Source organism: Candidatus Zixiibacteriota bacterium (assembly GCA_040752595.1).
Lineage (GTDB): Bacteria > Zixibacteria > MSB-5A5 > WJJR01 > WJJR01 > JACQFV01.
On sequence record JBFMGX010000004.1, the window covers coordinates 199,323 to 213,209 of the forward strand.

At 63.8% G+C, this 13,887-nt stretch carries 10 protein-coding genes; all 10 read left to right on the forward strand.

Annotated elements, in window-relative coordinates:
* Nucleotides 1–51 precede the first annotated feature (51 nt).
* A complete protein-coding gene (locus AB1792_01205; GenBank protein MEW5700834.1) occupies nucleotides 52–3,375 on the forward strand; it encodes a hypothetical protein in 3,324 nt (1,107 codons plus the stop codon).
* A gap of 37 nt (nucleotides 3,376–3,412) precedes the next feature.
* The gene (locus tag AB1792_01210; GenBank protein ID MEW5700835.1) at nucleotides 3,413–4,975 is read left to right on the forward strand and encodes a hypothetical protein; all 1,563 of its coding nucleotides are present in this window, start codon (nucleotides 3,413–3,415) and stop codon (nucleotides 4,973–4,975) included.
* A 208-nt stretch (nucleotides 4,976–5,183) separates the two neighbouring features.
* Nucleotides 5,184–6,065: a geranylgeranylglycerol-phosphate geranylgeranyltransferase gene (locus AB1792_01215; protein ID MEW5700836.1), complete on the forward strand. Its 882-nt coding sequence runs from the start codon at nucleotides 5,184–5,186 to the stop codon at nucleotides 6,063–6,065.
* An 82-nt stretch (nucleotides 6,066–6,147) separates the two neighbouring features.
* Nucleotides 6,148–7,068, forward strand: a complete 921-nt coding sequence (locus tag AB1792_01220) for a hypothetical protein (GenBank protein ID MEW5700837.1) — start codon at nucleotides 6,148–6,150, stop codon at nucleotides 7,066–7,068.
* A 35-nt stretch (nucleotides 7,069–7,103) separates the two neighbouring features.
* The gene (locus tag AB1792_01225; protein MEW5700838.1) at nucleotides 7,104–8,090 is read left to right on the forward strand and encodes a MoxR family ATPase; all 987 of its coding nucleotides are present in this window, start codon (nucleotides 7,104–7,106) and stop codon (nucleotides 8,088–8,090) included.
* A gap of 115 nt (nucleotides 8,091–8,205) precedes the next feature.
* Complete coding sequence (locus AB1792_01230; protein MEW5700839.1) at nucleotides 8,206–9,081, forward strand: DUF58 domain-containing protein; 876 nt, start codon at nucleotides 8,206–8,208, stop codon at nucleotides 9,079–9,081.
* Between the two features lie 257 nt (nucleotides 9,082–9,338).
* Complete coding sequence (locus tag AB1792_01235) at nucleotides 9,339–10,304, forward strand: DUF4381 family protein (protein MEW5700840.1); 966 nt, start codon at nucleotides 9,339–9,341, stop codon at nucleotides 10,302–10,304.
* A gap of 173 nt (nucleotides 10,305–10,477) precedes the next feature.
* Complete coding sequence (locus AB1792_01240; GenBank protein MEW5700841.1) at nucleotides 10,478–11,470, forward strand: VWA domain-containing protein; 993 nt, start codon at nucleotides 10,478–10,480, stop codon at nucleotides 11,468–11,470.
* A 176-nt stretch (nucleotides 11,471–11,646) separates the two neighbouring features.
* Nucleotides 11,647–12,678 carry a VWA domain-containing protein gene (locus AB1792_01245; GenBank protein ID MEW5700842.1) on the forward strand — a complete coding sequence of 344 codons (1,032 nt, stop codon included), beginning with the start codon at nucleotides 11,647–11,649 and terminating at the stop codon, nucleotides 12,676–12,678.
* Between the two features lie 130 nt (nucleotides 12,679–12,808).
* Nucleotides 12,809–13,594 carry a tetratricopeptide repeat protein gene (locus AB1792_01250; protein MEW5700843.1) on the forward strand — a complete coding sequence of 262 codons (786 nt, stop codon included), beginning with the start codon at nucleotides 12,809–12,811 and terminating at the stop codon, nucleotides 13,592–13,594.
* Nucleotides 13,595–13,887 lie beyond the last annotated feature (293 nt).

Genomic DNA, 13,887 nt, shown 5'->3' on the forward strand with positions numbered 1-13,887 from the left:
TCCAGGCGGGTGAGGGATCTCCCTCGTCGCCTCATTCCGCTGGTGGCTTCCATGGTGTTGGTTACTACCGCACCGGTCCGGGCCTCGGACTCACCGATCGTCCGCGACAGCGTCAGCATTCCGGGCCGGGACGCCACCGGACCGTACTGGTTCTCCGGCTTTTTCGTCATGGCGGCCTCGGAGAGCGTCGCCGTCGGCGCGCATCGACTGCGCCGTGAAGACGACTACGAGATCGACTATAATCACGGCACGATTGCGTTCACGCGCCCGCTGACGCGGAGCGACACGGCCCTTGTTCGTTTCCGGCGGCTCGGTTTTGCCTTGTCCTCCCGATGGCGGACGGCAGCGATCATTCGACCGTCATCCAGCCCATCGGCACCGGGTTCAGGGTCGGATGGGCTCATTCCCGTCGCCGCACATGTCGCTGGGGCGCCGACTCTGCCGATCTTCCCGTCGACAGCAACAGCGAGCGCCGATCCTTCCCCCGGGAATGCCCGCTGGCAGGGGTTTAAGTCGCTGTCGTTCTCGGCGGCCGATCACGGCGGGCGCGACTGGTCGCAGGGCTTGGAGCTGTCGGTCGATGGTGAGCTGACCCCTGGACTGCAGCTTGCGGCGGCAATCAGCGATCGTGCCGTCGCGGGTGCGGACACCAGGGGTGGAAGCTCGGACGGCGTTCGGATCGGAACGTTGGACAGACTGTTCATCGAGGCGCGCTCCGCCCGGTTTCGCGGGCGATGGGGTGAGTTGTCACTGTCCGATCGTGCCTTCGGGGAAGCGCCGCGTCGTGCCACCGGCATGCAGTTGACTTGGGCCAATGCCGGCCACGCTGTGGGCGGTACCATCGCTCGTCCACACGGCGAGTGGCGACAGCGGCGAATCACTCTGCGCGCGGAAGAATCCGGCCCCTACCGTTTGTTGGAAACGCCGGTCTGGAAGGGGATCGTCCCCGGGTCGATCACGCTGTGGCTCGATGGCCAGCGGCTCGAAGAGGGTGACAACCGTGACTACTCCGTGGATTGGGGACGCGGAACGATCACGATCAATCCCCGCCGGTCGTTCGGAGCCCACTCGATTCTGATCGCCGAGTACGAGGAGGCGCTGGACACCTATGAGCGTACACTGGTGGAGTCGCATTGGTCGTGGGCCGATTCCCAGGGGCGGCCCCGGCACTCGTTGGCGCTCGATTGGGAGGGTGATGATCCTTCGTCGCCTCTGTCCGGGACGCTGACGGAATCGCAGCGGACTCATTTGGCCAACGACCCGTCCGGGAGCGTGCGTCTGCCGACCGCCGAGCATGTGACCGACGGCCAGGGGGATTATCGGCGCGACGTTCTGACCGATGGCGATACCGCGTACGTCTACGTCGGTCCCGGACAGGGTGCGTGGCGCGTGCGTTTCCAGTGGGTCGGCGCGCGGAATGGGCGCTACCGGCACATCGCCGATGAGGCCTATGAATACGTCGGCAGGGGAGGAGGCGACTTCGAACCCACGGTCGCCGTCGACGCGCCGAAATCCCGATGGGACGTTTCCGAGTCGCTCCATCTCCCGGTCGGGGCGACCGGTCGGTTCTCGGCCGATTGGCGCGGCGCCGCTATCGATCACAACCGGCTCGCATCGGGCACCGCCGACTTGTCCTCCAGCCATGCGCTGGGTCTCCATCTGGGTGCAGCCGATGCCGATCGACTCGGTGCCCTCGACGCGCAATGGTTGCACAATGACGGTCTGAACACCCTATCGCGTCCCGGCCTCGCCGGGGGGCTCGATCGCTTGGCCGCTGTGTGGGGATTGCGTTCATCCCTTCTCGATTCCTCGTCCGATGATCTCGACTTGACGACATCCATCCCCTTGGGCGGTGCCAATGGCCTGCGCCTGGCGGGCGGGCTATGGCACGACCGGCAGATTGCCGCCTGGCGCGGCTTGCTCGGGACCCGGATTGTGCCCATCCACTCCCTTCAACTGGACGCCGAATGGAACCATCGCGTCGCGCGACGCGACGACCGCTCTGCCGGTCGCAACGACTCCTACGCGTCGGCACTGCGTCTGTCGCCGCGCTGGGGGACATTCGGCGTTGGCTGGCGGCAGCAGGACTGCGACAATGCCAACGACGCCTTCGAGACGGCGACGCCGTATGCGGCGTCCCGCTGGGCGACGGCGTCGGTCGCGGGAGTCACGCTGCGGCAGTCCTGGGATAGAACCCAGGACACGGTCGGTCTGATCCGTCGGTCCCGGGAACTGGCGGGATTCTGCCCGGTCGCGCTGCTCGGTGGTCGCCAGGGTGGCGGGCTCACGGTCGCGCGGGGTGAGCGGGCATGGAGTGGGGGTGCATATACCCCATATTATCGCGGACAACTGGATGGGCGCTGGACGCCGTCGCCGTCGGCCGCTGTTCAGTTGGGGATGACGCTGTCGCACCAGAGCGTCGGTTTACAGCGCGAACGATTTCTGCCGACCCGTCCCGGTTACGGGCAGTATCGCTATGAACGCGGCGAGTACATCCCCGATCCGCACGGCGACTTCCGACGTGTTCTCGTGGAAGATCCCGATGCCGGTGCGACCGCCTACCAGGGCGACAAGCATCTTGTGCTTTCGTGGTGGCCCGAGTGGCAAGGATGGCGCTGGTCCGTTGACTTGCAGCGCGACGTCCAGGGCCGCTATGCGACCGCCACATTCCAGCCGGGCGCGTGGGCTGTCCCTTGGACCACGCGTGAATCCTCTCTCGCGCCCGGAGCCCAATTGTCGGTTCGCGACGCGCACAGAGTGAGCGCGCGGCCCGACGAACGCACGGAGATCAGCGCCACCTTCGGTCGCGAGCGCACGGTCTTTGCACCCGTAACCCAGGCAGAAAACGCCGCCGCCAACATCAATCAGTCGCGTCGCGCCGAGTTCCGCATCCGACGCGCGATCGGCGGTGGGTTCTCATTGGAATCCACGGCGCGATATGAACGCCGGGAACGGGGAGGAGGGACCTCCGGTGCCTGGGATGCGGACGCGCGCACGCTTCTGGCCGCGGTCAGAAGCCAGGCGCAGCGGGCCATCAGCGGCTCGCTTGAATCTCGGTATCGCCACGATCGCGAGTTCCGCCTCGGCGGTGGCGCGTTCCTCTGGGGAGTCAATCCAGGTACGCAGTTGCGGCTTGAGCACTGGACGGTTTCCGCGCAGACCGACCTCACATGGGTCGCGGCGACGAATGCGTCACGACTGCTGTCGGCCTTAATGGCCGAGGGACGACCGCTCGGTTTCTCTGTGACCGAATCGGCGGAGCTGCGCTGGCAGTTGCCGGGACGTGTCACGCTGAATGCGCGTCTGTCGGGCGACCACCGCCCGGACGAACCCGATCGCTGGCGCATCGATGTGGAATCGGTGGCACGCTGGTAGATTCACGACGATGCGCGGCCGTCACCATGGCACGATCATGAACGAGCGTCACGCCTATCCTCTCAAGGTCCTGCTGATATCGACGGTGATGAGCATTGTCGGTTGGGTGTCTGTAGGTCTTGTGCCCTGCGCCGATTCCGTCAGGGCCGGACCGCCGGATGCGGCCGCTCCTGCGATCTTCACGTTCGGTCATTGCCCGGTCGTTTGGACCGATGGTGCCCCTCGCGAGCTGCGCTCCCGGATGGAACGAGTTGTTGCTGAAGCCGCGACCGGTGCCGTCGATGAGGGGCGCACGCGTCTTGTGGTCGAGACCCTGCTCCGCGCATTGGCCAATGAGGGTCATCATCATGCGAGCGTCGAGCCACGTGACTTCACCGTGCATGACGCCTCGATCGAATTCACGCTCGCCGTCGATCCGGGTCCGTTGACTGTGGTCGCCGGCTGGCGATTCGAAGGTGTGTCGCGCACCGACACCGTCTGGCTGTCCCGCGTCCTTGATCTGCGCGTCGGCATGACGGCCACGAGGTCGGCGCTGGAAGCGATCATGCGGCGACTGCGACGCATCTCTCATTTGCAGTGTGCATCGCCTCCGGAACTCGAGTTGCTTTCGGACGATACACTGGCAATCGTCACTGTCTACGTGCGCGAACTGCCCGCGACGACGTTTGCCGGGGCACTGGCGGCCGGAGAGGGAGGCAGTGCTGCCGGTGCACCGCTCTCGGGGAATCTGGCGCTGGGAATGGCCGGCATGTTCCGCCGGGACCGCTCGTTTGGACTGCGCTATGAGCGTTGGCGCCGTGATGAGATGCTCTTGCGGCTGGATGTGGCGGAGGCCGGCAAGTCATGCGGCCGTTGGGATTGGCGTGCGCAGTTGGAAGAGTGGAATCACCGCGATCATCGTCAGCATGCCCGTTTGGAGACCGCTTACCGCCTGGACCGACGGCATGAGCTCCGTGCCACCGTTCGCGCCCAATGGTCGAAGATCACACCCGATCGCGCCGTCGTGCCCGCGGCCCGAACCACCGAGATTGGCTTGGGCATCGGCCAGGGCATGATCAAGTACGCGACGCCTGGTTCTGAACCGCCCACGGTCACGTGGTCCTGCCGGCTCACGAATTCGACGCGACGGGAACTGGCGGTGCCCGGAAGAAGTGGGCGCCGCGAGACGCGTACGTTGTTCGAGTGGAATCTGGCAGGCGGCTTGTGCGTGGGACGCGGCTTGATGCTGACGGTCCGGGGCTGGGGACGGTCATGGCCGAATTCCGAAACCCGGCTGGGACCGGGCGACGAGTGGTTCTTGGGCGGCTCCGAGTGGTTGCGCGGATACGCCGATCGCACCGTCATCGCAACAGCGGGAGTCGCGACGGCACTGGAGCTTTCGGTCTCTCCTGATCGTGCCGTCGGCGCCTCCATCTTCGGCGATGCGGCGCGGCTCTTGCCATTCGATCGTGAGACGGGATCACGTCTGACGCCTTACAGCTATGGAGCCGCGGTACTGCTGCGCTCATCGAATCGGAGTGGACGGTTGGAATTCGCTTGGCGTGATCATGTGGCATGGCGCGACGGAATCGTCCGATTGGCCGTCTCCCAGGGGTGGTGACATTGCCTGAATTCACGCGGTCTGGGCGGCATCCACAAGACGCTGGCTTGGTCGCCCGCGCCATGATAACCTCTCCCTCCGGCTTGCCCCGAGCGTACTCGAGGGGGAGAGGTCGATCCCTGCCTGCCGGCAGGCACGGCGCCGAAGGCGGATCGGGTGAGGGATTCCTTCGCACGTCAACTCAGTTCGAGGCAGGAATCCCGACATCATGAGCACACGCACCTCCAGCCCAATGGACTCCGTCCTCGCCTGGTGGCGTTTGGCGCGCGGCAACAATGCGCTCCTGGCGGGAGCCGCCTCATGGATCGGTGCCTATCTGGCCACTGGACGGTGGCTGCACAGTGCGCTGCCAGGCGCGATCCTGGCGCCGATTCTCATCGCCGCCGCCGGGAACATCGATAATGACCTACACGACCGCCCGATCGACACACTCAATGGGCTCGACCGTCCGCTTGTGACGGGAGCCATTTCGGTCGGCGCCGCGCGGATTGTCCGTATTGCACTTCTGTTGCTGGGTCTGGGGGCCGCCTGTGCCTGCGGTTGGCGCTCCGCGCTGATCGCCATGACCGTTGTGGTCGTCCTCGTCCTCTACAACCGACGGCTCTCGGGAATTCCGGTTTTCGGCAACGTCGCCGTTGCCCTCACCGGATCCGCGTCGATCGTGTACGGAGCGGTCTGCACTGTGCCGACCGATCCCTCCGACTGGATCGCACCGGGCTGGGGGGCGCTGGCCGCTTTCTGGCTGCACCTGCCGCGGGAAATCCTGAAGGATGCGCTGGACGTTGCCGGCGATGCTGTCTCCGGACGGCGCACTCTTGCCACAGCCTATGGCCGGGCCCCAGCCATTCGAGTGGCGGCGCTCCTGATGTCGGTAGCCGCTGTCATCGTGCTCATAATCGGCCTCGGACCTTGGTTCGGGCCTCTCTACCTCTTTGGCGTGATCGTCACGATCATCCCGGCGCTCCTACTTGGGGCGGCCCAGTGTTGGTTCAACCCTTCCGAAGACGGCGCTTCTCGTTGGTCCGCGGGTCTCAAGCTGTGCATGTTGGCGGGCCTGGCGTGGCTGGCGCTGGGGCGTCTCAATCCGTGATCCGGTTGTGATGGCCAGGCAGCCAGGAAACAGTGGAGTCGTCGCCGTTGACGCTCCGGTTGTGAGAGCGTTTCTTCGAGCTATGCGGTCTGGTCTGTTTGTGCTCCGCCGCCACATTCTGTTGGGTTTCGCTTTGGCGGGAATGACTGCCATCCCGGTCTCGGCGATCGAGATCACCGCGATAATCGATCGACCCTCTCTCAGGGTCGGCCAGTCCGCCACCGTCACCGTGGTGGCGATCCGACGTGACACCTTGGCGGAACCGTCACCCCTCCGCGCGTACTTGAACACCGGACCCGAATGGCGCCCTGCCGGTCAGTCCACGGCATCCGAGGAATTCGATCCGCAGGGGAGAGGCACACGGACCTGGCGATTCCAACTGAAAGCCGTCGCCCCGGCCAAGAGCACCATCGTCCCCGTCGTCGTGACCAGCGATCCGTCCGGCCGCATGGGACCAGTCGTGCCGGTCCTCGGCGCACCCGTGATGGTCGAGGTCTTGCCGGAATCACGGCTGGGCCGCCGTCTGCTGCTGATCGTGGGAACAACCGCTGCTGCCGCCGGTGTCTTCCTTGCCGTCGGAATCTGGCGCCGACGCGTCACTCAGCGCCATCGCCATCGCTTGCCTCCCCCATTGGACGAGGCGCTGGGGATGCTGGCCGAAATCACTGTCCATTGCCGCGAGGACCGCGCCGAGCGACTCCTCAACGATCTCGAGAGGGTCATCCGCGGCTATATTGCACGTCGCTTGGGGGTTTCTCTGGCCGGGGCAACAATGACGGAGATCGTCAACCTCGTCTCTGTGCGGGTCAAGGACGGCGACGTGCTGGCTCTCTTGGACAGCCTACTACAGCGTTGCGGCACAACACGATATGCGGGATGGACGGGGACCTTTGCCGACTTGGAAAGCACTGCCCAACTGGCAAGGGACACGCTGGAACGCTTGGACCACGCTTGGGTTACAACTGGTTCATCGCCGACTGATTCACCCGGACCACGACATTGATTCTCGGACCAAGGTCACACGAGGAACAACAAACCATGCATCAAGACATCGAAGCGATTCAGCAAGAAGTCCAGAAAGCCGGCGCCTTCTGCCGCACACTGAAAGACGCAATTGGACAAGTTGTCGTCGGGCAGTACCAACTTGTCGAGCGGTTGCTGATCGGGCTTCTGGCCGATGGTCACATCCTTCTTGAAGGCGTGCCGGGGCTGGCCAAGACGCTTTCGGTCAAGACGCTGGCGGCCGCGATCCGCGCCAAGTTCCAGCGGCTGCAGTTCACGCCCGATCTGCTGCCCGCTGATCTGATAGGGACGATGGTCTACAACCCCACGTCGGGGAGCTTCGCCACCCGCAAGGGGCCGATCTTCGCCAACATCATCCTGGCCGACGAGATCAACCGCGCCCCGGCCAAGGTCCAGAGCGCCCTGTTGGAGGCGATGCAGGAACGGCAGGTCACGATCTCCGAGTCGACACACCCTCTACCCAGCCCGTTTCTGGTGCTGGCCACGCAGAATCCGATCGAGCAGGAGGGAACCTATCCGCTCCCCGAGGCGCAGGTCGACCGTTTCATGCTCAAAGTGATCGTGGGCTACCCGGACAGGGGCGAAGAGCGACAGATCATGGACCGCATGACCGGCGCCGAGGAGATCGCGGTGCAGCCGGTCATCGAGCCGGGCGACATCCTGCACGCCCGCGGTGTCGTGCGCCGGATCTACATCGACGACAAGGTGAAGGACTACATCGTCAACATCGTTCATGCCTCGCGCCGTCCGGAGGCGTATGGCCTCGACTTGTCCGGCCTGATCGCCTATGGCGCTTCGCCGCGGGCGTCGATCTATCTCAACCTGGCCGCGCGGGCGCATGCGTTCATCAATGCACGCGGATACGTCACGCCGGAGGACATCAAGGCGATCGGCCCTGATGTTCTGCGTCATCGCATCATCGTCACCTACGAAGCGGAGGCCGAACAGATCACCCCGGCCGCGATCGTGCAGAAGATCTTCGATCACGTCGAGGTACCGTAGCGTGTTTGAGACGCGCCGTCAGCGGGTTGAAAACCCGCTGTCCTCGAAATAGCATTCCACGCGGACAGGGGGCTTTCAGCCCCCTGCGCATGGCGACAGCGAAACGACCGACATCATGCTCCCCAAAGACCTCATCGCCCAGATTCGCCGGATCGAGATCCGCACCAACCGGCTGGTCAATGACCTCTTCGGGGGGGAATACCATTCCGTCTTCAAAGGGCAGGGGATGGAGTTCGAAGAAGTGCGCGAGTACCTCCCCGGCGATGACATCCGCCTGATTGACTGGAATGTCACCGCTCGTGCCGGAGCCCCATTCGTGAAGAAGTTCCGCGAGGAGCGCGAACTCCTTGTGATGCTGCTGGTCGATCTGTCCGCCTCGGGACACTTCGGCACGGTCGCCCGCGCCAAGAACCAGGTGGCGGCCGAGACCGCGGCGATCCTGGCGTTTTCAGCGATCAAAAACAACGACAAGGTCGGCATGATCGTCTTCACCGATCAGATCGAGCTCTACATTCCGCCGCAAAAGGGCCGCTCGCATGTGCTGCGTCTGATTCGGGAGATCCTCTACTTCACGCCCCAGCACACCGGCACCGACATCGCGCAGGCATTGGAGTTCTTCGGACGCGTCACGCGGCGCAAGTCGGTGGCGTTTCTCATCTCCGACTTCCTCGACAAAGGTTGGGAGCGTCCGATCTCCATTGCGCATCGCCGCCACGATCTGATCGCGGTGCAGGTTCAGGATCCGCGCGAGCGCAACTGGGTCGATGTCGGCCTGATTGAGCTGGAGGACTTCGAAACCGGACGGCGGCAAATCGTCGACACTTCCGACCCGGCCGCCCGACGCGCCTTCGAACGCACCGTGACGGTCGCGGATGCCCGCCGTCAACGATACTTCGATTCGATCAAGCTCGACACCGTCACCGTCGCCACCGATGGCTCCAGTGCCGATGCTCTGGTCCGCTTTTTCCGCCAACGGGAGCGCCGACGATAGATGGCTAATGTCTCCCCCATGGCCCCCAGTGACCCACCCGAAGAGTGGGAGTGCCGTTTTGCAGAATCGGCGTGCATTTGTGGTGTGCGGGTCAGCCCTTGGGCTGACTTCGGACCCGGAGGGTCCGTCTGGTGAGACGTGCCAAAGGCCAAATTCGCCCACTGTCGTGGGCGAACGTCAGCCCCAGGGCTGACCGGCACGTGTATGTCCGCCATTGTGCCCCACCCGCAGGGTGGGATTCCCCGCGACGGTTGCGAGTGGCTGCGATTCTGGCGAGCATTCTCCTGCAGGTCGCGGGCGTCCACGCCCAGATTCCTCCACCCGAGCTAATCGTCTCCACCGACCGTCAAACCGCGACGGTCGGCGATCCAATCGCATTCGTGCTCACGGTGCGCTTCGACTCCACCTTGCGCCTGGGTGTTCCACCACCCGCCGCGATGCTGGGCCAGTTTGACGTCCTGGGCGACACGGTGGAAAGCGAGGGTGCGCTTCGCGACGGTCGTCGTGAGTACAAACGTCGGTGGCGTTTGGCCGCCTTCAAGACCGGCGACCTATGGATACCGTCAATCAACGGCGTATTGACCGACAAGAGTGGCGCGACCCGCGCGTGGCGGGCCGATTCGCTGGCGGTCACAATCACCAGTGTTCTGGCAGGAAGCGCCGATACCACCGACATTCGCGGCTTGAAAGGCCCCTATGTGGCCGGCCAGCACGCTTGGTTTTGGTGGCTGGCAGGAGCGTTGATCGTCTTGTTGTTTGCGGCGACATGGTGGTGGGAGCGACGTCGTCGCCGCCGCGCCGCCGTGCTCACAGTGCCGCCGGTCCCCCCTTGGGAAACAGCGCTGGCAGCTCTGGCAGCCCTGCACGAGGAAGTCGATCCCGATCAAGATGGCGCGCGGCTCTGGTATTTCCACCTCTCGGAGATCCTGCGTCGGTACTGGGACGGACGCTATGGCTGGCAGTCGATTGACCAGACCACGACCGAAATCGCCGCCATTCTGAATGAGGCCCCCTTCAATGGGACCCACCGCCAGCGGGCGCGCGAGTTCCTCGACCTGGCCGACCAGGTGCGCTATGCCCGTCTCCCGGCGCGCCTAGGGCGGGCGATGGTTGATTGGGAATGGGTGCGCGCATTCGTGAATGAGACGATTCCCCGTGTCCCCCCGGCCGCGACCGGAAACGAGCCGGAAGTCGGGCAGGTCCCGGCAACCCACGGATCGTGATATGATGCAACAATCGCTGAAGGACCCTCACCCCAACCCTCTCCCTGAAATGGAGAGGGGGAAGTGATCACCTCTCCCTCCGGGAGAGGTCGATCCGCCGCAGGCGGATCGGGTGAGGGAATGGGAGCGGACGAGCCAGTGAGCGACCGAATGCCGAACAAGCAGGGAAGCACATGATCCTCCGTTTCGCCAATCCTTGGTTTCTGGGGGCCGCGCCGCTGATCGTCGCGCTGGTGTGGTGGGAGATTCGCTCCCGGCGGCAGCGCCGTGCCACGGCGTTCTCATCGCTGACTCTGATGGGCGATGTTCGTCCGTCGTGGCGCGTGCGCTTCCGTTGGCTTCCCTCGGCGGCCCGCATTCTGGCACTGACCGCGCTGTTGGTGGCCATGGCGCGCCCCCAGACCGGGACGGCCTCGCGCGAGATTACCTCCGAAGGAATCGACATCGTGCTGGCGCTGGATGTCTCCGGTTCCATGAAGGCCGAGGACTTCCAGCCGCACAACCGCCTCTATGTCGCCAAGCAGGTCATTCGCGATTTCGTCAAGGGGCGTACCAATGATCGCGTCGGGCTCGTGGTCTTCGCCGCCGAGTCGTTCACGCAATGTCCGTTGACGCTCGACTACGATGTCCTGCTGAGTCTCCTCGACAAGGTCGATTTCGGCATGATCACCGATGGAACCGCCATCGGCACCGGCCTGGCCAATGCGGTCAACCGACTGCGCGATTCCCACGCCAAGAGCCGCATCATCATCCTGTTGACCGACGGTGTCAACAACCGTGGGCAAATCGAGCCGTTGACGGCCGCCGAGATCGCCAAGACACTCGGGATCAAGGTGTACACGATCGGCGCGGGAAAGCCGGGCACGGCGATGTATCCGGTCGAGGACCCGGTCTTCGGGAAGCGATACATCAGTCTTCCCAATGAAATCGATGAGGTCGTGCTCCAGAAGATCGCCGACATGACCGGCGGCCGCTACTACCGCGCGCGTTCCGAACAGATGTTGGAACGCATCTACCGGGAGATCAGTACGTTGGAGAAGACCGAGGTCAAGGTGAAGGAGTATGTTCAGTATCGGGATCTGTTCGCCCACTTCAGCGCTCTGGCCCTGGCGGCGACCGTCCTCGGCGTGGTCCTGAATGGAACCTGGTTTCGCACGTTGCCGTAGAATTTGTTTCGGGATGAGCGCATCATTCACCACCCTCACCCCAGCCCTCTCCCTGAAAGGGAGAGGGGGTGAGATAACCTCTCCCTCCGGGAGAGGTCGATCCGCCGGAGGCGGATCGGGTGAGGGAGTTCTTCCTCTGTCTGTTCCAACCCAAGCAGACTGAGACGGATTGCACGATGCGTTTCAGTGCCACCACTTGGTTATGGCTTCTCTGGCTGGTTCCACTCGTGGCCGTGTTTCTGGTCTGGGTCAGTCGGCGTCGCCGGGCGATGGCCGTGCGCTTTGCGGCATCGTCTGCCTGGCAGCGGCTGACCGGCGGAGAGATGTCGCGCCGGCGCTTCTGGCGGGGAATGCTCCTTGCCGGTGCGCTCGTGCTTTTGATCTTGGGCACAGCGGGACCGCAATGGGGCGCGCGGGCCGTCATGCTCCAGCGGCGCGGGCTCGACATCGTGGTGGCACTCGATGTCTCCCGCTCGATGCTCGCCGCTGATGTCAAGCCCAACCGCTTGGAACGCGCCAAGCGCGAGATCGCCGCGGTCTTCGACCGTCTGGCGGGGGACAGGATCGGCCTCGTGGTCTTTTCCGGCAGTGCCTTTGTGCAGTGCCCCCTGACTCTGGATGCCTCCGCGGCGCGGTTGTTGCTCGATGCCGTGGACATCCGTTCGGCCGGTCGTCCCGGCACCGCGCTCGATGCCGCGATCACGACCGCCGCCGGCATGTTCTCTCAGGACGAAAAGCAGTTCAAGATCCTCATCGTCGTGACGGATGGTGAGGGCACGGAGGGTGATCCTCTGACGGCGGCTCAAGAGGCGGCGAAGCAGGGAATCCGCATCTACACCGTCGGCATCGGCACGCCCGCCGGCGAGCCGATTCCGCTTTCGGATGAGCAGGGCAACCTGACCGGGTTCAAGAAGGACCAGAATGGACAGGTCGTTCTCTCCAGGCTCGATGAAGTCACCCTGCAGAAGATCGCTCTGGCCACGGACGGCCGCTACTTCCGCGCCGGTCCGGCGCAGATGGAGTTGGACGAGTTGTTCAAGGAGCTATCGACGCTCGACAAAAAGGAGATGGAGGGTCGTCTGTTCACCGAGTTCGAACAGAGATTTCAGTACTTCCTCGTCCCGGCCTTTGCGTTGTTGATGGCCGAGGCCGCGTTGCCGCTGGCACGACGGGGGAAGCGGGACATCCAGCCACCTCCCGGTGCTTGAAGAGGACCAAATGACTGGGCTGAGACCATCGCATCGTCTGGTGAACAAGGGGCTTCAGCCCCTTGTTCACCGTGCTCATGCGCACACACCGTGGCCGTACTTCCGGCTGTGCCTATTCTCAAGGTCTATCATGGCCAACTCACTGATCGCTGTCTTCACGCTCGTTGGTATCACAGCCCGCGCCGATGACTTCGCCAAGCTCAACAACAATGGCAATCGCCTTGCCGGCAAGGGGCACTACGATGAGGCGCTCGAAGCGTACCGATCCGCGTTGATCGAACGCCCCGATGTCCCCGGCGTCGTCTACAACATCGGCAACGCCTATCATCTGAAGGGTGCCTTCGACTCCGCCGCGGCCGCCTATCACAACGCATTGGCTCGTGACGACCAGACGCTGTCGGCCGAGACCGAGTACAACCTCGGCAACACACTCTACCGCATGCGCGAGTTCCAGCCCGCGGTCGATGCCTACAAGGCGGCGCTGCGCCGCAATCCCGACGATCTGGACGCCAAGCACAACCTGGAGATGGCTCTGCGCCACCTGGACAAACAGGACTCCACACCCCAGCAGAAGCAGCAGAACCAACAGGACCAACAGAATAAACCCGATTCCAATCAGCAGCAGAACCAGAATCAGAATCAGCAACAGAAACAGGATTCCACGCAGAATCAGCAGAATCAGGATTCCCAGAGTCAGCAGCAGTCGGATTCATCCCAGAACGATCAGCAGTCCGACCAACAGAAGAAAGAGCAGCAAGAACAGGAACAGCGCCGCCGTCAGGCGCAGCAGCGGATGACCGGGATGACCCGACAGGACGCCGAGCGTATCCTCGATGCGCTCAAGAACGATGAGTTGAAGCTTCAGCGCCTGCGGGCCCAACGCGTCACCGAAGAGGACGTCGTCAAGGACTGGTAGTGCGAGCTTGGTATGGCGGCTTGGCAGGCTCGTGAAGAGTACACGAAATGCGTAGCGTCTCCACCCATGTCATCCTGAGTGAATCCCGCGCTCCGCGAGCGCGGGATGAAGCGAAGGATCTGCTGTTTCTCCCCATAGAGGTAACAGCAGATTCTTCGCCCCGCCAAAGAACGGCGGGGCTCAGAATGACATGGATACCGTTCTTTCCTAACTTGATAGTGTGCGTATTTCTGGCAAAATGAGCGCGCGCGGCAACACTCTGATACCAACCCTCTCCTTGAAAGGGCGAGGCG